The organism is Curvibacter microcysteis (assembly GCF_028649455.1).
Classification (GTDB): domain Bacteria; phylum Pseudomonadota; class Gammaproteobacteria; order Burkholderiales; family Burkholderiaceae_C; genus Curvibacter; species Curvibacter microcysteis.
The window spans coordinates 224,377-249,799 of sequence record NZ_JAQSIO010000002.1 but is presented as its reverse complement, the minus strand read 5'-3'; the positions used below and the strand labels follow the sequence as shown (position 1 = coordinate 249,799).

The following is a 25,423-nucleotide window of genomic DNA, read 5'->3' as shown; positions in this document are numbered from 1 at the left end:
CTGCCTGCAGCACCGCAGCAAGCGCCGCGATTCAAGGCCCAGAGGCCCCACCTATTCAAACATCCCCTGGGTTTTGGGGCTTGCGCGCCCGGCCCAGACTGCTAGCATCCGAACAAACGGTTACAGATCGTGACTGGGAGGGCTATGACTTCCATTGACTCGCCTCAACTAGACCCTTTGGGTCGCTACCACAGCCTGGCGGGATCAGTCGATGCGCTCACCTTGCGCAACCTGCTGCGGGCGCTGGACGCCAGCGACAGCGCCGTCATGATCACCGACGCGCAACGGCGCATTGTCTATGTGAACGCCGGCTTCACCCGGCTGCTGGACTACAGCAGCCTCGAAGCCCTGGGGCGCATTCCTGCTGAAATGCTGATGGGCCGCCACTCCGACCCCAGCCTGGCCCCGGCCATTGCGGAAGCCCTGCTGCTGCGCGGTCAGGCCCATGGCGAGGCCCTGGTGTACAGCCGCAGCGGCCAACCCCGCTGGGTGTCCATGGTGATCAACAGCTGCGACCTGCCCGACCGAGGCGCCAGCTCGATCACCGTGTTCAGCGACATCACGCTGACCAAAATGCACGAGGTGCTGCAAAAACGGGTGCTCGAAAGCATGGTGCGCGAAACCCCCTTGCACGAACTGATGAACCTGGTTTGCCATGAAGTGGAGCGCATCGCCCCCGAAGTGACCGCCACCATCTTGGCCGTGGACGAACACGGCAAGGTGCACCCGCTGGCCGCCCCCAGCATGCCCAGCTACGTGGGCCAGGCCATTGAAGGCCAGTCGATTGGCCCCCAGGCGGGCTCCTGTGGCACGGCGGCCTGGCGTGGTGAGCCCGTGCTGGTCACCAACATCCAGACCGACCCGCTGTGGGTGAACTACCGCGACCTGTTCGCCCCCACCGGCTTGCAGGCCTGCTGGTCCAGCCCGATCAAGAACCACCAGGGCCAGGTGGTGGGTACGTTTGCCTTTTACTTCCAGGACCAGCGCGTGCCCGACGCACTGCACCACCGCCTGGTCGAGGTGTGTGTGCACCTGTGCGCCATTGCCTTGGAGCGTGAAGCCTCGCGCCAGCGCATCCACCAACTGGCTTACTTCGATGTGCTGACCGGCCTGCCCAACCGCACGATGTTCCGGCAAAAAGCAGAATCGGCCCTGCAGCAACTGGCCAGCGCACAGCAAGGCGGCGCCCTGCTCTACATCGATCTGGACCGCTTCAAGCACGTCAATGACAGCCAGGGCCACGCGGCGGGTGACACCTTGCTGCGCACGGTGGCAGACCGCCTGCTGCGCCACATCGGCGATGAAGCCCTGCCCGGTCGCCTGGCGGGCGACGAGTTCGTGCTGCTGCTGAGCGACTGCGGTCCGGACCAAGCCGTGCAAACCGCCCAAGGTCTGCTGCAGGCACTGGGCGAGCCCGTGCAACTGGAGGGCCAAACCCACACGCCGCAGGCCAGCATTGGCATCGCCCTCTACCCCAGCGATGGGGAACACATTGACGCCTTGTTGCGCCACGCCGACCAGGCCATGTACCAGGCCAAGAGCGAAACCCGGCACAGCCTGCTGCTGTTCAGCGCCGACATGAACCAGCGCACCGAAGCCCGCGCCGCGCTGGAGCGCGCCCTCCGACAGGCACTGCCCCTGGGTCAATTGAGCCTGCATTACCAGCCCCAGTTGGACTGCGCAGAAGCCCTCAGCCTGCATGGCGTGGAGGCCTTGATGCGCTGGCAACACCCCCAATGGGGTTGGGTGCCGCCCGACCAGTTCATCCCGGTGGCTGAAGAAAGCGGGCTGATCCACGCCATGACGCGCTGGCTGCTGGACGAATGCTGTCAACAAATGGCGCAGTGGCGACGCGACGGTCTGCGGGTGCCGCGACTGGCGCTGAACCTGTCCGCACGCAGCTTTCACCAGAACGACTTGGCCCAGCACATCGAAGCCGCTCTGCAGCGCCATGGTTTGGCGCCCCAGGACCTGGTGCTGGAGATCACCGAAAGCGTGATGATGGACCCCCGCTCGGTGACGGCCGCCAACATCAAACGCCTGCACCAACAGGGCTTGGTGTTCTCCCTGGACGACTTTGGCACGGGCTACTCCAGCCTGAGCTACCTGCACCGGCTGCCGATTGGCGAGCTGAAGCTGGACAAAAGCTTTGTGCAGGACCTCTCCGCCAGCCCCACCGCGCGCGCCCTGACCTTGTCGGTCATGAGCCTGGCGCAAAGCCTGGGCAAAACCCTGGTCGCCGAAGGCTTGGAAACCCGCGAACAACAAGACTGGCTGCAAAGCCAAGGCAGCCTCGTGCTGCAAGGCTATTTGTTCAGCCGCCCCTTGCCCGCCGCCGCCCTGCCCGCCTGGTTGCAGGCCAACGGCCTGACCTGATCGCGCAGATGGGCTGAAAGCCGATCAGGCTTGCAGGCGCGGCAGCTCGGGCGGCGCCGCCAGCGCACCCTGCCCCTGGCCCCGGCCAGCACCCCGCGCCAACTGGAACACCGACACCGTGCGTGTCATCTGGGTGGTCTGCTCCCGCAAGGCACTGGCCGCCGCTGCGGCCTGCTCCACCAAAGCGGCGTTTTGCTGGGTCATTTGATCCAGGTGGTTGACCGCCTGGTTGACCTCGGAAATGCCTGTCGCCTGCTCGCGCGTGGCGGCCAGGATCTCCTGCATGATCAAGGTCACACGCTGCACGGAGCTGACGATTTCATCCATGCTGCTGCCGGCGGCCTGCACTTGCGAAGCCCCCATTTCCACCTTCTCGGTGGAGCTGCCGATCAAGCCCTTGATCTCACGCGCGGCCGACGCACTGCGCTGGGCCAAGCTGCGCACCTCGGCCGCCACCACGGCAAAACCACGGCCTTGTTCGCCGGCGCGAGCTGCCTCCACCGCGGCGTTGAGCGCCAGGATGTTGGTCTGGAAGGCGATGCCATCGATGACGCCGATGATGTCGGTGATCTTGCGCGAGGACTGGGTGATCGCCTCCATGGTGTTCACCACCTCCGCCACCACGGCACCACCGCGCTGGGCCGCGGCGGAGGCGCTGTTGGCCAGCTCATTGGCCTGCTGGGCGGCATGGCTGTTTTGCGCCACGGTGTCAGTCAGGTGCTGCATCGAGGCGGAGGTCTGCTCCAGGTTGCTGGCCGCCTGCTCGGTGCGTTGGCTCAGGTCCTGGTTGCCATTGGCGATCTCGCTGGAGGCCACTGCGATGCCGTCGGAGGCTTCCCGCACCTGGCCCACCACCTGACCCAAGAACTGGTTCATGCCCGACAGCGCCTGGCTCAAGTCACCAAACTCGTCGCCACGGCGGGTGTGCACCTGCTGGCTCAGGTCACCCTGAGCAATCGCCTGGGCCAGGGCCACCGATTCCTTGAGCGGCTGGCTGATGCTTCGGCTCAGCCACAGGGCGGCCGCGCTGCCCAGGGCGATCACCAACAAGGCACTGCCGGCGCCGGTCAGGGCAATCAGGCGTTTGCTGGCCTCGGCGGCCCCCTGTTCACGCTCCAGAATCTGCCGCTGCAGCGCCTCGTAAGACTCAATGGCCGCCACATAGGCTTTGGCGGCAGGCAGCAAGTCGTTTTGGACTTTGGCCGCCGCGATGGTCCCGTCGCCGTCCTCCTTGGCCACATCCACGATCTTGATCTTGGCCAACAGCACCTGGCCCAACTGGGCGATCCGGTCCAGCAACTGCTTTTCTTCCTCGCTGTCTGCGCTGTCGCGCAGGCTTTGACGCAGCTTCTGGATTTCGGCAATGGTGCTGGCCTGCTCGGCCTTGAAGAAGTCATCCACCGAGGGATCGGCACTCATGCCCCCCGCCACGGTTCGGGTCAGGCTGACCTGGGTCATGGAACGCCACTGCAAGGCTTTTTCGATGATGCCGTACTGCTTGGCCTGCTGGCTCAGCAGCCGCTGTTGGGTGCTGTCGGCCTGCCACAGCGTGAAGCCGGCCACCGACAACATGGCCAGCAAGAGGAGCAGGATGGCACCCCAGATTTTTCCAGAGACCCGCACTCGATTGAATTCCATACCACGCTCCTGTGAATGGGCGAATGGTAGAGATTTCAGGTCAGAAGTGCATGTGAATCCGGCATCAGCCCTGGGGCTGGAGGGCATAAGCCGGGAAAACACCAAGCCAGCCCCCCATGCAAAACGGGCCCTCTCGGGCCCGTTGGGGGAGCCAACACGCCGCCTTTCTTGGCGGCGCGGCGGGCTCAGGACTTGGCTTCGTCTTCTTCGGGCCAGTCGCGAATGTAGGCCTTGAGCATCTTGTTCTCGAAGTTCTGGCTGTCCACCACGGCCTTGGCCACGTCATAGAAGCTGATCACGCCCATCAGCATGCGCTGGTTCATGACCGGCATGTAGCGGGTGTGGCGGTCCAGCATCATGCGGCGCACTTCGTCGAGGTCGGTTTCAGAGGTGCAGGTCATGGGGTGGTCGTCCATGGACGAACGCACCAGCATGGAGCCCACGGCGCCCCCGTTCTTGACCACGGTCTGGATGACTTCACGGAAGGTCAGCATGCCGACCAGGTCGCCATGCTCCATCACGACCAGAGAACCAATGTCCTTGTCGGCCATGATCTGGATGGCCTTGGCCAGGGGTTCATCGGGGGTGGCGGTGTAGAGCGTGTTGCCCTTGACGCGGAGGATGTCGCTGACTTTCATGTTTCGTCTCCTGGAGCGGATGGTCTTCACATGAATATAGCGAAGAATCAGGCCGCTGACGGAAGAAAGTGCGCTCTGTGCGTCCCCCAGATGCCAGGCTGGCGGCTGGTCAGACGTCCGGACGGGCTCGGCCCTTCTATGATTTGCGATTCAGAACATGGCACACGCCACAGAACCCAAAGAGGAGACACCGCATGGCTGGTTATTCGGACCCAGGCTTTGACACCCTGGCCTTGCACGCGGGCGCAGCGCCCGACCCCAGCACCGGCGCGCGCGCCGTGCCCATTCACCTGACGACCTCCTTCGTCTTCGAGTCCAGCGACCACGCCGCCGCCCTGTTCAACCTGGAGCGCGCCGGCCACGTGTACTCGCGCATCTCCAACCCCACCAACGCGGTGCTGGAACAGCGCGTCGCGGCCCTGGAAGAAGGCATTGGCGCCATCAGCACGGCCAGCGGCCAGGCCGCGCTGCACCTGGCCATCGCCACCCTGATGGGCGCGGGCTCGCACATCGTGGCGTCGACGGCGCTGTACGGCGGTTCGCAAAACCTGCTGCACTACACCCTGCGCCGCTTTGGCATCGAGACCACGTTTGTGAAGCCCGGCGACATTGATGGCTGGCGCGCCGCTGTGCGCCCCAACACCAAGCTGTTTTTTGGCGAAACCGTTGGCAACCCCGGTCTGGACGTCTTGGACACGCCCACCATCAGCGCCATCGCGCATGAGGCCGGCGTGCCCCTGCTGGTGGACTCGACCCTGACCTCGCCCTACCTGGTCAAGCCCCTGACCCAGGGCGCCGACCTGGTCTACCACTCGGCCACCAAATTCCTGTCGGGCCACGGCACGGTGATTGGCGGCATCGTGGTCGACGGCGGCAGCTTCGACTGGGACGGACCCGCCACCCAAGGCCGTTTTGCCGAGTTGACCCAGGCCTACGACGGCTTTCACAACATGGTGTTCAACGAAGAGTCGACCGTGGGCGCGTTTTTGCTGCGCGCGCGCCGCGAAGGTCTGCGCGACTTTGGCGCCTGCATGAGCCCGCATTCAGCCTGGCTGATCCTGCAAGGCATCGAGACCCTGCCACTGCGCATGGAACGGCACATGAGCAACACGGCCCGGGTGGTCGAGTTCTTGGCCAGCCAGCCCAGCGTGTCGCGCGTAGGCCACCCGCTGCTGGACACCCACCCCAGCCACCAACTGGCCGAGAAGGTGCTGCGCTTTGGCGCGCGCGGGGCTGGTTCGGTGTTCAGCTTCGACATCAAAGGCACCCGGGAACAAGGCAAAAAGTTCATCGAAGCCCTGAAGATCTTCAGCCACCTGGCCAATGTGGGCGACTGCCGCTCGCTGGTGATCCACCCGGCCAGCACGACCCACTTCCGCATGAGCGACGAGGCCCTGGCCCAAGCAGGCATCGGCCAAGGCACGATCCGCCTCTCAATCGGCCTGGAAGACCCGGACGACCTGATCGACGACCTCAAACGGGCGCTCAAAGCGGCCGAGAAAGCGGGGGCCTGAGCCATGTACCTCCCCGTCCAAGGTCATTCCACCTACTGCTACACCGGGGGCAAGGCCTTCAACCCGGCGCAACCGACCGTGGTCTTCATCCACGGCGTGCTCAACGACCACAGCGTCTGGATTCTGCAAAGCCGTTACCTGGCCCACCACGGCTGGAACGTGCTGGCCGTCGACCTGCCCGGCCACTGCCGCAGCGCCGGCGAGGCCCCCGAGACGGTGGAGGCTGCGGCTGACTTCATCGCTGCCCTGCTGGATGCCGCGGGCGTTCAAACCGCCGCCCTGGTGGGCCACAGCTGGGGCTCGCTGATCGCGCTGGAGGCCGCCGCCCGGCTGCAGGACCGCATCAGCCACCTGGCCCTGGTGGGCTGCGCCTACCCGATGAAGGTGTCGCCCGCCTTGCTGGAAAGCGCGCAAAACGAACCTGAAAAAGCCCTGCGCATGATCAATGTGTTCTCCCGCAGCACCCTGTCCGCACCGCCCTCGGCCTTGGGGCCGGGCACCTGGGTCTACGGCAGCAGCCTGGCGCTGGGCAGGCGTGTGCTGCGCAGCAACCCCCAGGTCAATGTGTTCCACCGGGGCTTTCTGGCCTGTGACCGCTATGCCAACGGGCTGGAGGCCATGGCCCAGGTGCGCTGCCCCGTGCTCCTGCTGCTGGGCCACCAGGACCAGATGACGCCGCCCAAGGCCGCCCAAGGCTTGGCCCAGGCTGCGAAAGCGGCGGGTGTGGCGGTGCAGACCGTGCTGCTGCCGGTGGGGCACCACCAGATGACCGAAGCCCCCGAGGCCACGCTGTTCGCCTTGCGCGACTTCCTGCGCGGCTGAGCACCGCGGGGCGCGAAGCGCTGCAGCGCTTCAGTGCCCCCGCTCAGGGCCGGGGCAAGGCATCGACCAGATGCAACTGGTCCAGGCCCGCGCGCGACCAGAAGGGGGACACGCCGCTGTGCAACTCCAGCAGCAGGCGCTCCAGCAAGGGCGCCAGCAGGGTCTGGGCGGGGTCGGCCAGCAGCACATAGCGTGGCTCCTCCCCGCGTTCAGCCTCTTGCAGCAGGCCGATCCAATCCAGCGACTGCAGAGTCTCGACCACCGGCTCCAGCTGCAAGGGGTCCACGCGCAAGCTGGTGGCCAGGGCATTGATGCCCAGGCCCCGCTCGGCCCCGTTCTGGGCCTGGCGCAAGCGCTCCACGGCCTCGAGCGCCAACTGGAAGGCCCAGCCCGGCCCGGTGCCGTAGCGGGCCACGCCCGACACCAGACTGGGCAGGTAGGCCGTGGTCACCGCCCCCAGCAGCACGATCACCCAGGCCACGTAAATCCAGATCAGCAAGATCGGAAACGTCGCAAAGGCGCCGTACACCGCCGAATACGTGGGCACCTGGGTCATGTACAGCCCCAGCACCTTTTTGGCCAGCTCGATGCCCACCGACACAAACAAGCCACCAGCCCAGGCGTGGCTCCACTTGACCGCCGTGTTGGGCACGTAGTGGTAAAGCCCGGCCATGCCCGCCGCCAACACGACAAATTCCACCGAATCCAGCAGCAGTCGCAATGGCGCAGGCAGCGCCGACACCACACCTCGCGAGGCGCTCATCACATACGAGGTCAAGGCCAGGCTCATGCCCAACGCCAGCGGGCCCAGGGTCAAGGCGGCCCAGTAAATCAGCACCCGCTGCGGCAGGCGGCGCGGCCGGCGCACCCGCCAGATGTTGTTCAGCGTGCGGTCAATGGTCAGGATCAGGGTCAGCGCCGTGATCAGCAGGGCAGACAGGCCCGCCACGCCCAGGCGGCTGGCCTTGCTGGAGAACTGGGTCAGGTAACCCAGCACCTGGCGGGAGATCGCCTCGGGCACCAAGCTGTCGATCAGCCAGCGCTGCAGCACGTCCTGCACCTGGCCGAACATCGGAAAGGCGGTGAACACGGCCAGCGCCACCGTCACCAAAGGCACCAGCGCCAAGGTGGTGGTGAAGGTCAGGCTGCTGGCGGTCAGGCCCAGGCGGTCTTCGCGAAAGCGCTCGCGCAGGATCAGGGCCGTGACCCGCCAGGGAAAGCGCGACAGCTCGCGCCAGAACTGCCGGGCCTGCACCATCAGGCGTTGAGAAAACGATCGGGACACAGCGGCGGAACGGGCAGACTCAAACATGGCCGCTATGATGCCACCGCCATGACACTGCCCCACCCGCCCGCCGCCTCACCCGCCATCGCCCCGGTTTTGCCGGCCACCCACCCTGCCGTGCAACGCAGCCGCTGGCTGGCCGTAGGCAGCTTGCTGGGCCTGATCGTGCTGGGCCTGGCCTGGGAGCTGGTGCTGGCACCGGTGCGCCCGGGTGGGTCGCTGCTGGCCCTCAAGGTGCTGCCCTTGTGCATCCCGCTGGCCGGCTTGCTGAAGAACCGCATGTACACCTACCGCTGGGTCAGTCTGCTGGTGTGGCTCTATTTCACCGAAGGGGTGGTCCGCGCCTATGGCGACCGCTTCCCCAGCAACGCCCTGGCCTTGTTGGAGGTGCTGTTGTGCCTGAGCCTGTTCGCCGCCTGCGCCCTGCATGTGCGACTGCGCCTGCGCCATGCCCGCGAACTGGCCGCCAGCCAGGCCGCTGCAGCCTCCAGCCCGACGGCGCCGCCGGCGGCCTGATCAGCGCTCGACCGCCTCGATGCCCGGCTGGCCCCACAAGGCCTGGGCCTGTTGCACGATGGCGGCCTTGAACACTTGCGCGGCGGGGGACAAGGAGCGCCTGGGGCGCTGGAACACCATCACCTGGCGCTCGATCGAGGGCGTGGCCAGCGGTTTGAAGCCCAGGTTCTGCAAAAGCGGATGGCGGGCGATCAGGGCCGGCACCAGCGCGCCGCCCAATCCCAAGGCGATGGCCTGCTGCAAGAGCACGGTGTTCGACACCCGCAAAGCCGGCGCCAGCACCGACTCCGGCAAACCGGGCTGGGCACTGAGCAAGGCATGGATGGCGGTGTCCGTGGTGTAGCCCACCAGTGCCTGGCCGGCCAGGTCGGGCAGGCCCAGCTCAGACTGTGTCAGCAGCGGGTGATCGGGCCGTGCCAGCCAACCCATGCGGTCGCGCAACAGGGGCTGCGCCTCCAGGTTCATGGCACTGGCGTGCCAGCCGCCGACACCAAAGTCGGCCTGGCCCTCGCGCACCGCGCGCAGCACCGCCTCGCCCCCCTCCTCGTGCAACACCACCTGCAGCCCCGGGTAGCGGGCGCGCAGGTCAGGCAAACAGGGCATGACCAAGGCCGCCAACACCGAGGGCGCGGCCACCACGCGCACTTCGCCGCCTTGCAGGGAGGCCAGGTCACCCATGCGGCGCATGCCCTGGGCCAGGGTGGCCAAGGCTTGCTGCACTTCTTGCAGGAACACCGTCCCGGCCGCGGTCAGGGCCACGGAGCGCGTCGTGCGGTCCAGCAAGCGCAGGCCGACCGCCTCTTCAAGCAGGCGGATCGACTCGGACAGCGCGGACTGGGTGATGTAGAGCCGCCGCGCCGCCGCCGCGAACGACGCGCACTCGGCCACCTCGGCGAAGGCGCGCAGTTGCCGCAGGCTCACATTATTCGGAAAATCCCGCATAAACCTCAAAATTATTCGATTTGTCTTCAGTTTAAACGGCCGCTAAGCTAAGCAGCCTTTTGGCCACATTGGCCGGCCCTGCCCAGACAAGAACCATGACAACTGCCCTGATTGCCCAACTCCAAGCCATCGTCGGCACCGCCCAGGTGCTGACCCATGACGATCCCGCCACCGACCTGACCGCCTGGGAACAAGACTGGCGCCGCCGCTCGCGCGGCCGCGCACTCGCCGTGGTGCGTCCCGCCAACACCGCCGAGGTGGCGGCGGTGGTCAAGGCCTGTGTGGCAGCCGGCAGCCCCATCGTGCCGCAGGGCGGCAACACCGGCCTGGCCGTGGGTTCCATCCCGGACGACTCGGGCCGCCAAGTGGTGCTGAGCCTGACCCGCATGAACGCAGTGCGCCAACTCGACCCGGACAACCTCACCATCACGGTGGAGGCCGGCTGCATTCTGCAAAACCTGCAGACCGCCGCCGAGCAAGCCGGCTACCTGTTCCCGCTGAGCCTGGCCGCCGAAGGCAGCTGCACCATCGGTGGCAACCTGGGCACCAATGCGGGTGGCACCCAGGTGCTGCGCTATGGCAACACACGTGAGCTGTGCCTGGGCCTGGAAGTGGTCACCGCCCAGGGCGAGGTGTGGGACGGCCTCTCGGGTCTGCGCAAAGACAACACAGGCTATGACCTGCGCGACCTGTTCATCGGCAGCGAAGGCACGCTGGGCATCATCACCGCGGCCACGCTGAAGCTCTACCCGCAACCCGCCGCCACCCTCACCGCCTGGGCCGCTGTGGCCTCGCTGGACGACGCCGTCACCCTGCTGGGCCTGGCGCACCAGCACCTGGGGGCCGGCCTGACCGGCTTCGAGGTGATGGGCCAGTTCGCCCTGAGCCTGGTGGGCAAACACATGCCGCAGCTGCGCGTGCCCTTCTTGGGCCAGGACAACGCGCCCTATGGCGTGCTGCTGGAGAACTCCGACAGCGAATCCGAAACCCATGCGCGCGAGCGCTTCGAGAAGTTGCTTGAAACGGCCTTCGAGCAAGGCTGCGTGCAAGACGCCGTGGTGGCCGAAAACCTGAGCCAGGCCCACCAGCTGTGGCATGTGCGCGAGAGCATTCCGCTGGCCCAGGCCGAGGAAGGGCTGAACGTCAAGCACGACATCAGCATCCCGGTGTCGCGCATCCCAGCCTTCTGTGCCGAGACCGATGCCTTGCTGCAGCGCGAAATCCCCGGCGTGCGCCTGGTCAACTTTGGCCACCTGGGCGACGGCAACCTGCACTACAACGTCCAGGCGCCCGCCGATGGCGACGCCAAGGCCTTCCTGCGCGAGCAGGAGGACCGGGTCAACACCCTCGTTTACGACCAGGTCAAGCGCTATGCGGGCTCGATCTCGGCCGAGCATGGCGTGGGCTCACTCAAGCGGGACAAGCTGCCGCACTACAAGTCACCGGTGGCGCTGGACCTGATGCGCGCCATCAAGCGCGCGCTGGACCCCCAGAATCTGATGAACCCCGGCCGGGTGGTCGAGGTCTGAACCCAGCCCGTTTTCAATTCACTCACCCCACCGATCCAAGGAAGTCCCATGCCCGTGAACCCAGAACTGTTTGATGCCGGCCTGAAGACCCGCCGTGAGGTGCTGGGCGCCGACTACGTCGACGCCGCCATCGCCAATGCCGACGCCTTCAACATGCCCATGCAAGAACTCGTCACCCAGTACGCCTGGGGCGAGATCTGGAATCGCCCCGGTCTGGACCGCCGCACCCGCAGCCTGCTCAACCTGGCCATGCTGACCGCGCTGAACCGCCCGCATGAGTTGAAGCTGCACCTGCGCGGCGCGCTCAACAACGGCGTGACGCGCGAGGAAATCCAGGAGGTGTTCCTGCAAACCGCCGTCTACTGTGGCGCACCGGCCGCGATCGACAGCTTCCGCACCGCGAAGGAGGTGTTCAAAGAAGTGGACGCCGCCAAAGACTGAGCCAGCGTCGGGCCGGGGCCATCGCCTTCTCAGCGGCCACTCAGGACAATCAGCCCACGCGCCTTGCCACTCACGCTGTCGTGGTCCTGCGCGCTGCGCAGCAGGTCGGCCAGTGGCATCCACATCGGCGGGTACTTGTAGCGTGCCACGTCCATCACCAGGGCCGAGTCACTGGCCTCGTGGTAGGCCGCCAATGGCGACCAGTGACCCCCACCCTCTTCGCCAATGATGCGGCGGTTGAAGTTGAACAGCACAAAACGGTCCTGCTCGCGCAGGTGCTTCATGAGCAACTGACGCAGTTGGCTGACGTTCAGGGTGTCGGCAAACACCAGCTCGGCCCGCACCGGCTGGAAAGCCAGCACGCTGCCCAACTGCTCAAGCGTCATGCCCTCGCGCGCCACCACCTCGGGCCGCGCAATGCGCGGGTCCACCCCGGCAAAGAAGTCCTGTTGGGTGAAGAAGCGGTAGTCCGGGTACAGCGCCGTGACCGGGCGGGTGACCCCCAGGGCATTCAGGGCCATCACCGAGGTCGCCACCGAGCAATAGGCCTGGTTGCGCTGGGTTTCAAAATAAGTCGCGAGCGGAAAGTAGGCCTGGCGGTAGCTGCTCTCGATCAGCCGCTGCTGCCCAATGGGGTGGGACAGCGGGAACAGCGGGTTGGGGATCGGCAGCGACGTGCCTTGCAGCGCCACGGACGGGATGGCCGGCGCCGGGTCCAGCGCCTGGGCGGGCGCGGCCATCAGCGCCAACGGCAGCACCAGGCTGGCCACCCAGGCAGCTCGGCGCAGCAGGCGGGACCCGTTAGGCCAATGGATGGAGTGCGTGAACAGGGTCAAGGGAACCTCGTGAAAGACGCGCTCCATTATGGCGCGCCAGGGTGTAGTGCGGCGCCGAGTGGCCTTTCTCGGCCAAGTCAGCCTGGCGCGCCGCGCAGTCCGACGCCCTGGCCTTAAAATCGCGCGTTTGCGAACCCCAGCCGAGTTGCCATGACCACCTTGCCCCCCCGCCCCGTCCGCGCCCAGTACGAGGACTTCATGCGCCACGTCTACACCACGGGCGTGAGCAAGGGCGACCGCACCGGCACAGGCACGCGCAGCGTGTTTGGTTACCAGATGCGCTTTGACCTCAACGAGGGCTTCCCGCTGGTCACCACCAAGAAGGTGCACCTGCGCTCCATCATCCAGGAACTGCTGTGGTTCCTGACCGGCTCCAGCAGCAACCTGTGGCTGCAAGAGCGTGGTGTCACCATTTGGGACGAGTGGGCGCGCGAGGACGGCGAACTGGGCCCGGTCTATGGCGTGCAATGGCGCAGCTGGCCCAAGCCCGATGGCGGCCACATTGACCAGATCGCCGAGGTCATCAAAACCCTCAAGAGCAACCCCGACTCGCGCCGCATCATCGTCAGCGCCTGGAACGTGGCCGACCTCGACAAGATGGCCCTGATGCCCTGCCACGCCTTCTTCCAGTTCTACGTCGCACCAGGCCAGGCCCCGGGCGAGCGCGGCAAGCTGTCCTGCCAGCTCTACCAGCGCAGCGCCGACATTTTTTTGGGCGTGCCCTTCAACATCGCCAGCTACGCGCTGCTGACCCACATGGTGGCCCAGCAATGCGACCTGGACGTGGGCGACTTCATCTGGACCGGCGGCGACTGCCACATCTACAGCAACCACCACGAACAGGTCGAAACCCAGCTGGCACGCACACCGTTTGCCTACCCCACGCTGCACATCAAGCGTCGACCGGCATCGATCTTCGACTACCAGTACGAAGACTTCGAGGTGGTGGACTACCAATGCCACCCCGCCATCAAGGCCCCGGTCGCCGTCTGAAAGCCGCCATGCCTTTGAAACTGATTTTTGCCCGCGCCGCCAACGGCGTGATCGGCCGCGACAACGCCCTGCCCTGGCATCTGCCCGAGGACCTGGCGCACTTCAAACGCACCACCCTGGGCTGCCCGGTCATCATGGGCAGACGCACCTGGGATTCGCTGCCACCGCGCTTCCGCCCGCTGCCTGGTCGTCAGAACATCGTGCTCAGCCGCAACCCTGCCTGGGTGGCCGAGGGCGCCCAGCGCGTGGGCTCTTTGAACGAAGCCTTGGCCTTGCTTCCCCCCGAGCAGGACGTCTGGGTCATTGGTGGCGCCGAGCTTTATGCCCAGGCCCTGCCCCTGGCTCAACAGGCGGTGGTGACCGAGATCGAGCAAGATTTCGAAGGCGACGCCTTGGCCCCACAATTCGGTCCGGGCTGGACCGAACTGAGCCGCAGCGACCTGCAGCAGTCATCGACTGGCCTCACATTCCGTTTTGTCACCTACACCCAAGAACAAGGAGCCTGATATGTCCGGACACGGATTCCATGTGCACGGTCCGCACGACCACGAGCTGGAGCACGCCGCTCAACACGGTGGCGACCGCATGACCAACCAGATTGCCATGTTCACGGCCATCATCGCCACGGTCGGCGCCATGTTCTCCTACATGGGCGGCGCCACCCAGGCCAATGCGGGCCTGTACAAGAACAACGCGGCCATCAAGAAGACCGAAGCCTCGAACCAATGGAATTACTTCCAGTCCAAGAGCACCAAGCAGTCCCTGGCCGAACTGGCCCGTGACCTGGCGCCCGAGGACAAAAAGCCCACCTACCAAGCCAAGGTGGAACGCTACGAAAAAGAAAAGAACGAGATCAAGGTCGTGGCCGACAAGCTCGAAGCCGATGCCAAGCAGTGGGACGAACAGTCCGACCAGCAAATGCACCAGCACCACCGCTGGGCCCAGTCGACGACCGCCCTGCAAGTGGCCATCGCGCTGGCCGCCATCGCTTTGCTGACCAAAAAGAAGTGGCTGGAATACGCCATGTTCGGCGTGGCCGGCGTGGGCCTGGTGATTGGTGGCGCGGCCATGCTGCACATCTGAGTCCGAGCCAAGCGCTCGCCCATGAAGAACAGGCCCCGAGGGGCCTGTTTTGCGTTGGGGCGCTGAATCCGCTCAGGGCTTGGCCGACGCCGGCAGCTTGAACAGCTGACGCACAAACCCGTGCACTGAAGCCCGGGCCTGGGCGGTGGCAACCGGGTCATGGCCCACATGGGGATCCCGTTGCACGCAGGCATCCTCGTAGCTGAAGGCCTGGCCCGTGGCCTCGTTGACCAGCAAGCCGGGCGTGGTTTCGCGGATCACACAGGCGCGCACGGTTTGCGCGCCCTTGGAGGGCTGGGCCGGGTTGGGCGCGGTCGGCGCATCAAAGCCATGGTGGGCGCCCGGGTAGGGCAGCAGCTCCACGTCCTGACCAGCCTTTTGCAGCCGGGCCACATAGGGCTGGCAGGCCGCAGCGGGGTTGTAGTCGTCTGCCAGACCATGGTGGATGCGCACCGGGCCGCCTGCGAGCTCGGTATCACCCTGGTACTGGGTCATGCAGTCCGGGTAGAAAGGGATGTAGGCCGCATAGCGGATACCGCTGCGGTTCCATTGCTCGTTGAAGCGCTTGAGGCTGGCAAACAGCGTCGCTTGGCCCCCGCGAGAAAAGCCCATCAGCACCACGCGCTGCGGATCGATGCGGGGGTGCTTGGCCAACAGGTCCAGCGCCTTGTAGGCGTCCAGACTCAGGTTGAGCCGGCCCAGCGCCGCCTGTTGGGTGCTGGTGCTGACCAGACCCCGCCCCGTGAAGCCATCGATGGCCAGGGTGGCCACGCCCATGGCATTGAAGTCGCGTGCCCACAGGTCGACGTTGGAGCCGATCCCCCCCGATCCATGGATCAACACCACCACAGGCTGGCGGCCTGGCACGGCCGCCAGGCGCAACTCCGCCCCCACGGTCACAGGCTGCGCGCCCTGGGTTTCGCCGCGCAGAAACTGCGCATCGCTCAGGGTCAGCGAAGGCAAGCCATGCAACTCGACCCGCCCCGCAAGCGAGGCGCGCTCTGCCGCGCTGAGCACGGGAACCGCTTCGGCGCTGGGGGCGCTTTGGGCCACGGCCCAGCCCGAGGCCAGGCTGGCCGCCATGGCCAGGGCCGTCAATGAGGATCGAACAGCAGCCATCACAGGCAAACGGGTCATGGGGAGTCCAGTGGAGAAGGTGATCAAAAAGGGGCCAAGTCGGCCATGCCCTCCCAGGGCAATGGCCTCAGAAGCAAGGGTCGCCAGCTCAGACGAACAAGGTCTTGTGCTGGTCGCGCAGCAGGTTCTTCTGCACCTTGCCCATGGTGTTGCGCGGCAGCTCGGCCACGACAAAGCACTTCTTGGGAATCTTGAAGTTGGCCAGCTGCGTCTTCAGCGCGCTGATCACGGCGTCGGCCTCGACCTGGGCCCCGGGCTTGGCAATCACCACCGCCACGCCCACCTCACCAAAGTCCGGGTGCGGCACGCCAACCAAAGCGCTCTCGGCCACGCCCGGCATGTCGTTGATGTAGCTCTCAATCTCGGCCGGGTAGACGTTGTAGCCCCCGCTGATGATCAGGTCCTTGGCACGGCCCACGATGTGCACATAACCGCGCTCGTCGATCTTGCCCACGTCGCCCGTCTTGAAGTAGCCGTCGGCAGTGAACTCCTCGCGGGTCTTCTCGGGCATGCGCCAGTAACCCTTGAACACATTAGCGCCTTGCACCTGAATGCCCCCGATTTCGCCCACCGGCAAGGCCTGGCCGTCATCGGACTGCACACGCAGCGACACCCCGGGCAGCGGGAAGCCCACCGTGCCGCCCCGGCGCTCCGTGGCGCCCCCGTGGCGCGCATCCGCCTGGTAGGGGTTGGAGGTGAGCATGATGGTTTCGCTCATGCCGTAGCGCTCCAGGATGGTGTGGCCGGTGCGGTCCTGCCACTCCTTGAAGGTTTCGATCAGCAGCGGGGCCGAACCGGCGATGAACAAGCGCATGTTGGCCGTGGCCTCGCGAGTCAAACCGGCCTCGGCGAGCAAGCGCACGTACAGCGTGGGCACGCCCATGAAGACCGTCGCCTCGGGCATTTTCTGCAACACCAGCTTAGGGTCGAACTTGGCCAGCCAGATCATCTTGCTGCCGTTGATGAGCGCGCCGTGGATGGCCACGAACAGGCCGTGCACATGGAAGATGGGCAACGCGTGGATCAGCACGTCGCCGGGCTGCCAGCCCCAGTAGTCTTTGAGCATGACGGCATTGCTCAGCATGTTGCCGTGGCTCAGCATGGCGCCCTTGCTGCGCCCCGTGGTGCCGCTGGTGTAGAGGATGGCAGCCAGGTCATCGGCCGCGCTCTGGACCGGCGTGTGCTGGTCGCTGAAGTGGGCTGCGCGCTCCAACAGCGAGCCGCTGCGGTCGTCGTCCAGCGTGAACACATGGGCGGTGCCGGCGCTGAAGGCAATCTTGCTGACCCAGCCAAAGTTCTTGCTGCTGCACACCACCACCGAGGGCTCGGCGTTGCCGATGAAGTACTCGATCTCAGCGCTCTGGTACGCCGTGTTCAGGGGCAGGAAGACATAGCCGGCACGCAGCGTGGCCAGGTACAGCACCATGGCTTCGACCGATTTCTCGACCTGCACCGCGACACGGGCGCCGGCGGGCAAATCCAGCGAGGCCAGCAGGTTGGCCATGCGTGCGGTGGCGTGGTCCAAGTCGCGCCAGGTGTAGAACAGGCCGTTGTCCGTCTCCACGGCAGTGGCGTCGAGGTCGGCAGGGAACTGGGCCCGCAGGGCCACAAAAAGGTTCTGGTTCTTCATGGGAGAGGCAGAGGTTGGGATGAGGAGAAATGGGCGAAAGCCGACACGGGGATCAGCTCAGAATTGGGCTCGGCGCTTGGCCAGGAAGGCGCTGATGCCCTCGCGGTGTTCGGCGCTGTCGGCATAGGCATAGGCGGAGTCCAGCAGGCCCTCGGGAAAAGGCGAAGCCAGGGCACGCAGGGTCTGCTTGTTGAGTCGGGCCGCTTGGGGCGCCAGGCCAGCGATGCGGCGCGCGGTGTCGCGCGCGTCGGCCTGGACTTGGTCGTCGGGCAACAGTCGGCTCAGGAAGCCGCGCGCCAGCAAGGTGGGGGCGTCCAGCGTGGCCGCTTCAAGCAGCATCTGGCGCGTGCTCAGTTCGCCGGCCGCTGCGCGCACCAAGGCCAGTTCGCGCGGCGCCATCGGAAAGCCCAGCTTGGCAATCGGGGCGCCAAAGCTCGCCGAGGCGGAGGAGAGGCGCAGGTCACAGGTGCTGGCGATTTCCACGCCCGCGCCCATGCAAGCGCCTTCAATGCAGGCCACCAAGGGCACATCACAGGCCAGCATGGCCGACAGGCCACCCCAAACCTCTTCCTCATGGAAGTGGCGCAAGGCGGCCTCCTCGTAGCGGAAGTCGGGGTACTCGGCGATGTCGCCGCCGGCACAGAAGTGGCCGCCCTCCCCGCTGATCACCACGCAACGGGCCTCGGGCCGCTGCTGCAGCGCCAGAAACACCTCGCGCAGTTGGCGCCACATGGCACGCGACATGGCGTTGAGCTTGCCCGGATGTGACAACTGCACCTGCACCACGCCCGCGTCCTCGCCGCCATGCCACTGCACCCTGAGCTGTCCTGTCATGCTGATTCCTTGTGTCCTCAAATGCCCGTCAATCGAGCTTGGCGCCCGAGGCCTTGACCACCGCGGCCCAACGCTTGACCTCGCCGCTGACAAAAGCGCCAAACTGCTGCTTCTCCGGGCCACCGAACTCGGCGCCGTTTTGCGCCCAGGCGGTCTTGATTTCATCGGCTGCGCCCACCTGGCGCAGTTGCTCGATGATTTGGTTCTGCAATTCTGGCGAAGTCCCTTTGGGCGCCCACAGCCCGTACCAGGTGGTGACGGTGTAATCCGGCAAGCCCAACTCGGCCGCGCAAGGCACATCCGGGAAAGCCGGGTTGCGCTTGGCACCCGACACCATCAGCGCCTTGATGCGCCCACCTTTGATGTGGTTGGCCGACGAGCCCAGGCCGTCGAACATCATGTCCACATTGCCCGCCATCAGGTCTTGCAAGGCCGGGCCCGCCCCCCGGTAGGGGATGTGGGTGATGAAGGTGCCGGTTTGGATCTTGAACAACTCGCCGGCCAGGTGGTGCGAGGTACCGCCGCCGGCCGAGCCGAAATTGAAACGGCCAGGCGCGGCCTTCACCGCCGCCAGAAAAGCCTTGTAGTCACCCGGCACCTTCTTGGGGTTGACCACCAGCACCTGGGGCACGTTGGCCAGCAGCATCAGGGGCACGAAGTCTTTTTCGATGTCGTAGTCGAGCTTGGGGTACATCGAGGGAGCGATCGCGTGGTGCACCGCACCCATGAACAGGTTGTAGCCATCAGGCGCCGTCTTGGCCGCAATGCTCGCGCCCAAGGTGCCGCCGGCTCCACCGCGGTTGTCCACGATGAGTTGCTTGCCGGTGGCTTTGGCGAACTGGGCCGACATCGGGCGCGCAAAGGCATCCGTGCCGCCGCCGGCCGGAAAGGGCACGACCATGTTGACGGGCTTGGTCGGCCAGCCACTTTGGGCCCAGGCGGGCAGGCTGCCGCCCAGGGCGGCCAGCGCGCCCATGGCAGGGGCACTGCCCAGCAAACGGCGGCGCGTGAGGTTGAAGGGGGTCATGTTTTGTCTCCTGTCTTGGTAGGCACTGAGGCGGCTGCCCCGTGGGCCCTTTTGGGCACTTCTTTCACACTCCGGTGCGCGGGCATCGGGCTGGATGGGCTAGTTCTTGAGCAGGCTCTCGACCTCGCCCGCGATGGGGATCCGACCTTGGGCCAGCAAGGCGCGGTGCTTGTCCAGGCGCTTGAGGTCGTACAGGTAGTTGACCATCAGCCCGTAGGACTGCTTGAGCCCCTTGGCCGATGGGTCACCAGCCCAGTTCAAGCGCTCCACCCGGGCGCCATTGCCCAGGTGGAATCGGGCGACCGGGTCCAGCGGCTTGCCCTCTTGCAGTTCGCGCCCCAGGTACTGGGCAGCGCATTGCAGCAGGAACTGACGGGCCGGTGATTTGGCATCCAGCGCCAGAGGCTTGTCCCAGGCGGCCAGCACATGCTCGGCCGAGGGCGGTTCGAAACCCACGGCACGACCCAGGTCGCGCAGCGAACGTTCGTCCAAGCGCTCCAGCTGGGCGGTGACTTGGCGCCCCAACCAGGCCCGCAGACCAGGAATGGGCGACAGCGTGGCAAAGGTCCGCAGCTTGGGAAATTCGTCCTTGAGGGTTTCGACCACCCGCTTGATCAAGGAGTCGCCAAAGCTCACCCCACGCAGGCCCACCTGGGTGTTGCTGATGGAGTAGAAGATGGCCGTGGTGGCTTTTTGCAGGTCGGCCGCGGCGGCCGACTCGTCGAGCAGTGGCACGATGTCGCTGGCGATCTCATCGACCAAGGCCACCTCGACAAAGATCAGTGGCACCTCGGGCAGGCGCGGGTGGAAGAAGCCGTAGCAGCGCCGGTCGCTGTCCAGGCGGTTCTTCACATCGGCCCAGCTCTTGATGTCGTGCACGGCCTCGTACTGAATGAGCTTCTCGATCAGCGAGGCTGGCGAGTCCCAGCTGATGCGGCGCAGGTCCAGAAAGCCCACGTCGAACCAAGTGGAGAACATGTACTCCATCTCCACGTCCAGGGCTTGCAGGCGTTTGTCGCTGCGCAACGAGGCCTGCATGTCGGCCCGCATGTCGACCAAGAACTGCACCCCACCCGGGTAGACGCTGAAGCGCTGCAGCAGGCGGCGGCGCGGCGACACCGTGGCGCGGCGGTAGTGCACCTCGGCCACCGCCTCATCGGGCGTGCCCACAGCCGCGGCAAAACGGGCCTGGGCTTCTTTGGCCTTGACCGGGTCGGCCACGAACATTTCGCTCATCAGCAGCCACAGGTCACGTCGGCGCGCCGGGGTGGCGCCCGCGTACCAGGCGGCCACAGCCATGGCACGGCGGCCGCCTTCGACCTCGCTGACGCGGGCGTCGATGATGCCGCGCAGCTCTTCCAACGTGCGACGCAACATGCGCGGCGACAGGGCTTCGTCGCCTTGGCGCAAGGTGGCCTCCAGGCGCTCGCGGGTGCTGCGCACGGTGGCTTTACCACGTTGGACGGGGGTGGGCGCCGGTACGGCTGCTGCGCCCGTGGGTTCGGCGGTCTTGGCCGCCTTGGGGGCGGGCATGAGCTTGGAAACGCCGCGGCTGATCCAGGTCGGTGTGTTCATGCAAGGAGACTGCTTTTGTGTTGACGAGCCAGGTCGCGCAGCGCATCGCGCTGGCGCATGAGGTGGGTGCGCATGGCCGCTTCGGCGCCTTCAGGGTCACGCGCCTTCAAGGCGGCGAAGACGGCCAGGTGCTCGGTCAGGCTTTGTTCGATGCGGCCTGTGGCCTGCAGGGACTGAAGCCGCGCCAGCTTGAGGATCTTGCGCAAGTCGCTGATGACCTGGGCCAACCAGCGGTTGTTGGCCAACTGGATCAAAGCCTCGTGGATGGCGTAGTTGGCCACGTAGTACTCGGGAATCTGGCGCGCCTGGGCGTGTTGCTGCAGTCGCTCATGCAGCACGGCCAAAGCCTGCAGATCGGCGTCGCTGACATGGCGCGCGGCTTCGTAGGCGCAGCGGCCTTCCAGCAAGGCAATGACGGGGAAGATCTCATCGAGGTCTTGCTCCGTGACCTCGTTGACAAAACAGCCCCGGCGCGGCTCGTGGCGCAGCAAGCCCTCGGCGGTCAGGACCTTGAGCGCTTCGCGCAAGGGGGTGCGCGAGATTTGCAGGCGCTCGCACAGCGCCACTTCGTCCAAGAAGGTGCCAGGAGGCAGTTCGCCCGCGAAGATGTGCTCCCGCAGGCGGTCCGCCACCTCGTTGTGCAGGGAGTGGGTGGTCGGCCTCATGCGCTTGGCCCCACCTTGTGACACGGCCCCGTCGGGCACCCCTGCCCAGTCATCCCTGTTGCCCCATTGGGCTTGGATGTGACATTTGGAGGACGGGTCGGCTTGTTCATAATTACAGATAATTATGACTAATTACAAAAAACCGGCAAGCCAGCAGAGACCGGGATTTACCCTTAATTGGGCTGAAGAATGGGCCCGCCGCGCCCTGCCGCAGCAGGCCCGAACCGCCTTCAGGCCCGACCAGCCCCTGCGCCGCGTTGGGCCATGACCAAGATCAGCGCTCCCGCCAGCACCATGGGCACGCACAACCACTGGCCCATGCTCATGCCCAGGGACAGCAGGCCCAGGAAAGCATCAGGCTCGCGGAAGTACTCCGCCGTGAAGCGCAGCACGCCATAGCCCACCAGGAAGGCCCCAGACACCTCGCCAAGGCGACGGGGTTGGCGCGCGTACAGCCACAACAGCACAAACAGCAGCAGCCCCTCCAGCAAGAACTGGTAGACCTGCGAGGGGTGACGCGGCAGCAAGGAGCCGCTTTGCGGAAACACCATGCCCCAAGGCAGGTCAGCCGGGCTGAAGCGGCCCCACAACTCACCATTGATGAAGTTGCCCACGCGGCCAGCCGCCAGGCCAGTGGGCACACAGGGGGCCACCAGGTCGGTCACTTCGAGCCAGGGCCGATGGTGCGAACGCGCATACCAGATCAAGGCCACGATCACACCCAGCAAGCCACCATGAAAGCTCATGCCCCCAGTCCAGATCTGCAGGATTTCCAGAGGGTGGCTGAGGTAGTGCAAAGGCTTGTAGAACAGGCAGTAGCCCAGGCGCCCCCCCAACACCACGCCCAGCACGCCGTAAAACAAGATGTCCTCGATGTCGCGCCGCGCCCAGGCACGCTCGCCGGTCATGGCGGCATACGGCAGGTGGTGCAGGCGACGCAGCCCCAAAAGCATGAACAAGCCAAAGGCGGCCAGGTAGGTCAGTCCGTACCAGTGCACGGACAGCGGCCCGATTTGCAGGGCCACGGGATCAATTTGCGGGTAGGTCAGCATGCGCGAGATTGTGCCCGCAGAAGACGGCGGCCTCGTGACGGCCCAACAGGCCCGGCCGCGGCTCAGTCGGGCTCGACCCGGGACAGCCCTGGCGGCGCGCAGACGGCAAAACAAGCCACCACGGGCGACTGCACCGCGCTGGGCCACAGCAGGCTGGTTTCACAAGTGGGCACCAGCGGACGACGGCTCGCGGGCAAGGCCTGGTAGACCACGCCCTCGCGCCGGAACTGGGTCACGCTGCGCGGCACCCAGGCCAGGCCCAAACCAGCGGAGACCAAGTTGATGATGGTCTGCATCTGAATCGCCTCCTGCACCACCTGGGGGCTGCGCCCTTGCGCGTGGTAAAGGCCAAAAATGGCGTCATGCAAGGAGGGCACGATGCGGCGCGGAAAAATCACCAAGGGCTCCGCCAAGGCTTGCGCCAAGAAGGCGCTGCTCGACAAAGTGCTGGCCTGCGCCACCAGCGGGTGCTGGGCAGGCAAGGCCAGCACCAAGGGCTCGGCGCTGATGCGGCGGCAAGCGAAGTCGGGGGGTGCAAAGCCTGGGGAGTGCAGCATGAAGCCGGCGTCCAGCTCGCCTCGCTCAAAGGCCTGCAACTGCACATCGCCCGTGGCTTCGATCAGCTCCAGCTGCACCTGTGGGTACTGGGTTCGAAAGGCCTGCACCCAGGCCGGCAGCACATCAAAGCCAATCGTGGAGACGAAGCCCAGGCGCAACAGCCCCGTCTGGCCCTGAGCGGCAGCCCGCGCCCGCCAGGGCAGCTGTTGGGCGCGCGCCAGCAAACCCAACACATCGTCCAGGATGGCGCGCCCGGCTTCGGTGAGCTTGACACTGCGCCGGGTGCGGTCGAACAAGCGCACTTGCAGTGTGGCCTCCAGCTGGGCGATCGCCTGCGTCAAGGGGGGTTGGGTCATGTGCAAGCGCTGCGCGGCGCGGCCGAAGTGCAGCTCTTCGGCCAGCACCGCGAACTGGCGCCAGACCCGCAGTTCAATGGTGGCGTCTTTCATATGCCAGGCATATTAATTGATCGAAAATCAAGATTAGAAAGAATCAATCACCCCAGGCATACTTCAGGCCACGCTGGCCCAAGCATCCGAGGCCGGCACAGCCGAAAGAGACGCCCCCCATGGAAACCAAACCCATCCAGATCAACCGCCGCTCGGCCAACATCACCGAAGGCAAGTCGCGCGCCCCCAACCGCTCCATGTACTACGCCATGGGCTACGAAGAAGGCGACTTCAAGAAGCCCATGGTCGGCGTGGCCAACGGCCACAGCACCATCACCCCGTGCAACTCGGGCCTGCAAAAGCTGGCGGACGCCGCCATCGCCGGCATCGAGGAAGCCGGTGGCAATGCCCAGGTCTTTGGCACGCCGACCATCAGCGACGGCATGGCCATGGGCACCGAAGGCATGAAGTACAGCCTGGTCAGCCGCGAAGTGATCTCGGACTGCATCGAAACCTGCGTGCAAGGCCAGTGGATGGACGGCGTGCTGGTGGTCGGTGGCTGCGACAAGAACATGCCGGGCGGCCTGATGGGCATGCTGCGCGCCAACGTGCCCGCCATCTACGTGTACGGCGGCACCATCCTGCCGGGCCGCTACCAGGGCAAAGACCTGAACATCGTGAGCGTGTTCGAAGCCGTGGGCGAGAACGCCGCTGGCAAGCTGAGCGACTTTGACCTGAAAGAGATCGAAAAGCGCGCCATCCCCGGTACCGGCTCTTGCGGCGGCATGTACACCGCCAACACCATGAGCTCGGCCTTCGAGGCCCTGGGCATCTCCCTGCCCTACTCCTCCACCATGGCCAATCCGCACGATGAAAAGCTGAACTCCGCCAAGGAGTCGGCCAAGGTGCTGATCGAAGCCATCAAGAGGGACATCCGCCCACGCGACATCGTGACGCGCAAGTCCATCGAGAACGCCGTGGCGGTGATCATGGCCACCGGCGGCTCGACCAACGCCGTGTTGCACTTCTTGGCCATCGCCCACGCCGCTGGCGTGGAATGGACCATTGACGACTTCGAGCGCGTGCGCCAAAAGACCCCCGTGCTGTGCGACTTGAAGCCCAGCGGCAAGTACCTGGCGGTGGACCTGCACAATGCCGGCGGCATTCCGCAAGTGATGAAGGTGCTGCTGAACGCCGGCCTGCTGCACGGCGACTGCCTGACCATCTCGGGCCAAACCATCGCCGAAGTGCTGGCCGACGTGCCCGATCAGCCGCGCGCCGACCAGGATGTGATCCGTGCGATCAGCAACCCGATGTACGAACAAGGCCACCTGGCCATCCTGAAGGGCAACCTGAGCCCTGAAGGTGCTGTCGCCAAGATCACCGGCTTGAAGAACCCCGTCATCACCGGCCCGGCCCGCGTCTTCGACGACGAGCAATCCGCGCTGAAGGCCATTTTGGACGGCAAGATCCAGGCTGGCGACGTGATGGTGCTGCGCTACCTCGGCCCCAAGGGCGGCCCGGGCATGCCCGAAATGCTGGCCCCCACGGGCGCGCTGATTGGCGCCGGCCTGGGTGAGAGCGTGGGCCTGATCACCGACGGCCGCTTCTCGGGCGGCACCTGGGGCATGGTGGTGGGCCACGTCGCGCCTGAAGCGGCAGCGGGCGGCACCATTGCCTTCGTGAACGAAGGCGACAGCATCACCATCGACGCGCACAAGCTGATCTTGGAGCTGAACGTGCCGGAAGCCGAATTGGCCAAGCGCCGCGAAGGCTGGACCGCCCCCGCCCCGCGCTACACCCGGGGTGTGCAAGCCAAGTTCGCCTTCAACGCCGCCAGCGCCAGCAAGGGCGCAGTGCTCGACAACTTCTGAGCCCCAGGCTGAGGCCGGCAGTGCACTCAGCGCTGCCATCTCACCAGAGTTCGCCCACTCACCCGGGTG

The 25,423-nt window shown here is 65.8% G+C and carries 23 protein-coding genes; 10 read left to right on the top strand and 13 right to left on the bottom strand.

All coding sequences use genetic code 11. From position 1 onward, the window contains the following. The first annotated feature begins 144 nt into the window (after positions 1 to 144). Positions 145 to 2,376, top strand: coding sequence for an EAL domain-containing protein (locus tag PSQ39_RS06285; protein ID WP_273925856.1), 2,232 nt, complete (start codon positions 145 to 147; stop codon positions 2,374 to 2,376). A 24-nt stretch (positions 2,377 to 2,400) separates the two neighbouring features. Here the strand turns inward: PSQ39_RS06285 and PSQ39_RS06280 are convergent, their stop codons facing one another. Both PSQ39_RS06280 and PSQ39_RS06275 read right to left on the bottom strand, forming a co-directional pair. Next, positions 2,401 to 4,014, bottom strand: a complete 1,614-nt coding sequence (locus PSQ39_RS06280) for a methyl-accepting chemotaxis protein (protein WP_273925855.1) — start codon at positions 4,012 to 4,014, stop codon at positions 2,401 to 2,403. Positions 4,015 to 4,199: 185 nt separating this feature from the next. Then, on the bottom strand, positions 4,200 to 4,652 hold the full coding sequence (locus tag PSQ39_RS06275; RefSeq protein ID WP_273925854.1) for a CBS domain-containing protein: 453 nt from the start codon (positions 4,650 to 4,652) through the stop codon (positions 4,200 to 4,202). Between the two features lie 194 nt (positions 4,653 to 4,846). On the opposite strand from PSQ39_RS06275, the gene PSQ39_RS06270 reads away from it, so the two are divergent. Continuing rightward, positions 4,847 to 6,166 carry an O-acetylhomoserine aminocarboxypropyltransferase gene (locus PSQ39_RS06270; protein ID WP_273925853.1) on the top strand — a complete coding sequence of 440 codons (1,320 nt, stop codon included), beginning with the start codon at positions 4,847 to 4,849 and terminating at the stop codon, positions 6,164 to 6,166. Between the two features lie 3 nt (positions 6,167 to 6,169). Further along, positions 6,170 to 6,988: an alpha/beta fold hydrolase gene (locus PSQ39_RS06265; protein ID WP_273925852.1), complete on the top strand. Its 819-nt coding sequence runs from the start codon at positions 6,170 to 6,172 to the stop codon at positions 6,986 to 6,988. Positions 6,989 to 7,031: 43 nt separating this feature from the next. On the opposite strand, the gene PSQ39_RS06260 is transcribed toward PSQ39_RS06265, so the two are convergent. Then, positions 7,032 to 8,246, bottom strand: coding sequence for a YihY family inner membrane protein (locus PSQ39_RS06260; RefSeq protein WP_273926358.1), 1,215 nt, complete (start codon positions 8,244 to 8,246; stop codon positions 7,032 to 7,034). 75 nt (positions 8,247 to 8,321) lie between these two features. On the opposite strand from PSQ39_RS06260, the gene PSQ39_RS06255 reads away from it, so the two are divergent. Then, positions 8,322 to 8,789 carry a DUF2069 domain-containing protein gene (locus tag PSQ39_RS06255; RefSeq protein WP_273925851.1) on the top strand — a complete coding sequence of 156 codons (468 nt, stop codon included), beginning with the start codon at positions 8,322 to 8,324 and terminating at the stop codon, positions 8,787 to 8,789. Here the strand turns inward: PSQ39_RS06255 and PSQ39_RS06250 are convergent, their stop codons facing one another. Next, positions 8,790 to 9,731 carry a LysR family transcriptional regulator gene (locus PSQ39_RS06250; protein WP_273925850.1) on the bottom strand — a complete coding sequence of 314 codons (942 nt, stop codon included), beginning with the start codon at positions 9,729 to 9,731 and terminating at the stop codon, positions 8,790 to 8,792. Positions 9,732 to 9,826: 95 nt separating this feature from the next. Here PSQ39_RS06250 and PSQ39_RS06245 point away from each other — a divergent pair, with 95 nt between their 5' ends. Next, complete coding sequence (locus PSQ39_RS06245; protein WP_273925849.1) at positions 9,827 to 11,260, top strand: FAD-binding oxidoreductase; 1,434 nt, start codon at positions 9,827 to 9,829, stop codon at positions 11,258 to 11,260. 48 nt (positions 11,261 to 11,308) lie between these two features. Continuing rightward, the gene (pcaC, locus tag PSQ39_RS06240) at positions 11,309 to 11,701 is read left to right on the top strand and encodes a 4-carboxymuconolactone decarboxylase (RefSeq protein WP_273925848.1); all 393 of its coding nucleotides are present in this window, start codon (positions 11,309 to 11,311) and stop codon (positions 11,699 to 11,701) included. 29 nt (positions 11,702 to 11,730) lie between these two features. Here pcaC and PSQ39_RS06235 read toward each other — a convergent pair whose 3' ends face one another. Then, the gene (locus tag PSQ39_RS06235) at positions 11,731 to 12,564 is read right to left on the bottom strand and encodes a phytochelatin synthase family protein (RefSeq protein WP_273925847.1); all 834 of its coding nucleotides are present in this window, start codon (positions 12,562 to 12,564) and stop codon (positions 11,731 to 11,733) included. A 123-nt stretch (positions 12,565 to 12,687) separates the two neighbouring features. On the opposite strand from PSQ39_RS06235, the gene PSQ39_RS06230 reads away from it, so the two are divergent. The 3 genes from PSQ39_RS06230 to PSQ39_RS06220 are packed head-to-tail and all read left to right on the top strand — an operon-like array spanning position 12,688 to position 14,613. Continuing rightward, positions 12,688 to 13,530 carry a thymidylate synthase gene (locus PSQ39_RS06230; RefSeq protein ID WP_273925846.1) on the top strand — a complete coding sequence of 281 codons (843 nt, stop codon included), beginning with the start codon at positions 12,688 to 12,690 and terminating at the stop codon, positions 13,528 to 13,530. Between the two features lie 8 nt (positions 13,531 to 13,538). Continuing rightward, entirely contained in the window at positions 13,539 to 14,036 is a 498-nt protein-coding gene (locus PSQ39_RS06225) for a dihydrofolate reductase (protein ID WP_273925845.1), read from the top strand. A 1-nt stretch (position 14,037) separates the two neighbouring features. Further along, positions 14,038 to 14,613, top strand: coding sequence for a DUF4337 domain-containing protein (locus PSQ39_RS06220; protein ID WP_273925844.1), 576 nt, complete (start codon positions 14,038 to 14,040; stop codon positions 14,611 to 14,613). 72 nt (positions 14,614 to 14,685) lie between these two features. Here the strand turns inward: PSQ39_RS06220 and PSQ39_RS06215 are convergent, their stop codons facing one another. The 8 genes from PSQ39_RS06215 to PSQ39_RS06180 all read right to left on the bottom strand — a co-directional run bounded on the left by PSQ39_RS06215 (position 14,686) and on the right by PSQ39_RS06180 (position 23,540). Next, on the bottom strand, positions 14,686 to 15,750 hold the full coding sequence (locus tag PSQ39_RS06215) for a dienelactone hydrolase family protein (protein ID WP_273925843.1): 1,065 nt from the start codon (positions 15,748 to 15,750) through the stop codon (positions 14,686 to 14,688). An 88-nt stretch (positions 15,751 to 15,838) separates the two neighbouring features. Further along, positions 15,839 to 17,380, bottom strand: a complete 1,542-nt coding sequence (locus tag PSQ39_RS06210) for a malonate--CoA ligase (protein WP_273925842.1) — start codon at positions 17,378 to 17,380, stop codon at positions 15,839 to 15,841. Between the two features lie 57 nt (positions 17,381 to 17,437). Further along, complete coding sequence (locus PSQ39_RS06205) at positions 17,438 to 18,214, bottom strand: enoyl-CoA hydratase/isomerase family protein (RefSeq protein ID WP_273925841.1); 777 nt, start codon at positions 18,212 to 18,214, stop codon at positions 17,438 to 17,440. Positions 18,215 to 18,242: 28 nt separating this feature from the next. Further along, the gene (locus PSQ39_RS06200; RefSeq protein ID WP_273925840.1) at positions 18,243 to 19,241 is read right to left on the bottom strand and encodes a Bug family tripartite tricarboxylate transporter substrate binding protein; all 999 of its coding nucleotides are present in this window, start codon (positions 19,239 to 19,241) and stop codon (positions 18,243 to 18,245) included. A 99-nt stretch (positions 19,242 to 19,340) separates the two neighbouring features. Next, entirely contained in the window at positions 19,341 to 20,816 is a 1,476-nt protein-coding gene (locus PSQ39_RS06195) for a malonyl-CoA decarboxylase (protein ID WP_273925839.1), read from the bottom strand. After that, entirely contained in the window at positions 20,813 to 21,481 is a 669-nt protein-coding gene (locus PSQ39_RS06190; RefSeq protein WP_273925838.1) for a GntR family transcriptional regulator, read from the bottom strand. Before PSQ39_RS06190 ends, PSQ39_RS06195 begins: the two co-directional genes overlap by 4 nt. 230 nt (positions 21,482 to 21,711) lie before the next feature. Further along, entirely contained in the window at positions 21,712 to 22,533 is an 822-nt protein-coding gene (lgt, locus tag PSQ39_RS06185; protein ID WP_273925837.1) for a prolipoprotein diacylglyceryl transferase, read from the bottom strand. 62 nt (positions 22,534 to 22,595) lie between these two features. Then, a complete protein-coding gene (locus PSQ39_RS06180) occupies positions 22,596 to 23,540 on the bottom strand; it encodes a LysR family transcriptional regulator (RefSeq protein ID WP_273925836.1) in 945 nt (314 codons plus the stop codon). Between the two features lie 119 nt (positions 23,541 to 23,659). Here PSQ39_RS06180 and ilvD point away from each other — a divergent pair, with 119 nt between their 5' ends. Then, positions 23,660 to 25,354 carry a dihydroxy-acid dehydratase gene (gene ilvD, locus PSQ39_RS06175; RefSeq protein ID WP_273925835.1) on the top strand — a complete coding sequence of 565 codons (1,695 nt, stop codon included), beginning with the start codon at positions 23,660 to 23,662 and terminating at the stop codon, positions 25,352 to 25,354. The last annotated feature ends 69 nt before the right edge of the window (positions 25,355 to 25,423 follow it).

What these genes read in the sequence shown, in the direction of transcription:
- PSQ39_RS06225 (WP_273925845.1), top strand. Translation starts at nt 13,539, where the DNA reads ATGCCTTTGAAACTGATTTTTGCCCGCGCCGCCAACGGCGTGATCGGC.
- PSQ39_RS06220 (WP_273925844.1), top strand. Translation starts at nt 14,038, where the DNA reads ATGTCCGGACACGGATTCCATGTGCACGGTCCGCACGACCACGAGCTG.
- PSQ39_RS06285 (WP_273925856.1), top strand. Translation starts at nt 145, where the DNA reads ATGACTTCCATTGACTCGCCTCAACTAGACCCTTTGGGTCGCTACCAC.
- PSQ39_RS06255 (WP_273925851.1), top strand. Translation starts at nt 8,322, where the DNA reads ATGACACTGCCCCACCCGCCCGCCGCCTCACCCGCCATCGCCCCGGTT.
- PSQ39_RS06205 (WP_273925841.1), bottom strand. Translation starts at nt 18,214, where the DNA reads ATGACAGGACAGCTCAGGGTGCAGTGGCATGGCGGCGAGGACGCGGGC.
- PSQ39_RS06200 (WP_273925840.1), bottom strand. Translation starts at nt 19,241, where the DNA reads ATGACCCCCTTCAACCTCACGCGCCGCCGTTTGCTGGGCAGTGCCCCT.
- PSQ39_RS06180 (WP_273925836.1), bottom strand. Translation starts at nt 23,540, where the DNA reads ATGAAAGACGCCACCATTGAACTGCGGGTCTGGCGCCAGTTCGCGGTG.
- PSQ39_RS06190 (WP_273925838.1), bottom strand. Translation starts at nt 21,481, where the DNA reads ATGAGGCCGACCACCCACTCCCTGCACAACGAGGTGGCGGACCGCCTG.
- PSQ39_RS06275 (WP_273925854.1), bottom strand. Translation starts at nt 4,652, where the DNA reads ATGAAAGTCAGCGACATCCTCCGCGTCAAGGGCAACACGCTCTACACC.
- ilvD (WP_273925835.1), top strand. Translation starts at nt 23,660, where the DNA reads ATGGAAACCAAACCCATCCAGATCAACCGCCGCTCGGCCAACATCACC.
- PSQ39_RS06215 (WP_273925843.1), bottom strand. Translation starts at nt 15,750, where the DNA reads ATGACCCGTTTGCCTGTGATGGCTGCTGTTCGATCCTCATTGACGGCC.
- PSQ39_RS06230 (WP_273925846.1), top strand. Translation starts at nt 12,688, where the DNA reads ATGACCACCTTGCCCCCCCGCCCCGTCCGCGCCCAGTACGAGGACTTC.
- PSQ39_RS06245 (WP_273925849.1), top strand. Translation starts at nt 9,827, where the DNA reads ATGACAACTGCCCTGATTGCCCAACTCCAAGCCATCGTCGGCACCGCC.
- pcaC (WP_273925848.1), top strand. Translation starts at nt 11,309, where the DNA reads ATGCCCGTGAACCCAGAACTGTTTGATGCCGGCCTGAAGACCCGCCGT.
- lgt (WP_273925837.1), bottom strand. Translation starts at nt 22,533, where the DNA reads ATGCTGACCTACCCGCAAATTGATCCCGTGGCCCTGCAAATCGGGCCG.
- PSQ39_RS06265 (WP_273925852.1), top strand. Translation starts at nt 6,170, where the DNA reads ATGTACCTCCCCGTCCAAGGTCATTCCACCTACTGCTACACCGGGGGC.
- PSQ39_RS06195 (WP_273925839.1), bottom strand. Translation starts at nt 20,816, where the DNA reads ATGAACACACCGACCTGGATCAGCCGCGGCGTTTCCAAGCTCATGCCC.
- PSQ39_RS06260 (WP_273926358.1), bottom strand. Translation starts at nt 8,246, where the DNA reads ATGGTGCAGGCCCGGCAGTTCTGGCGCGAGCTGTCGCGCTTTCCCTGG.
- PSQ39_RS06210 (WP_273925842.1), bottom strand. Translation starts at nt 17,380, where the DNA reads ATGAAGAACCAGAACCTTTTTGTGGCCCTGCGGGCCCAGTTCCCTGCC.
- PSQ39_RS06250 (WP_273925850.1), bottom strand. Translation starts at nt 9,731, where the DNA reads ATGCGGGATTTTCCGAATAATGTGAGCCTGCGGCAACTGCGCGCCTTC.
- PSQ39_RS06270 (WP_273925853.1), top strand. Translation starts at nt 4,847, where the DNA reads ATGGCTGGTTATTCGGACCCAGGCTTTGACACCCTGGCCTTGCACGCG.
- PSQ39_RS06235 (WP_273925847.1), bottom strand. Translation starts at nt 12,564, where the DNA reads ATGGAGCGCGTCTTTCACGAGGTTCCCTTGACCCTGTTCACGCACTCC.
- PSQ39_RS06280 (WP_273925855.1), bottom strand. Translation starts at nt 4,014, where the DNA reads ATGGAATTCAATCGAGTGCGGGTCTCTGGAAAAATCTGGGGTGCCATC.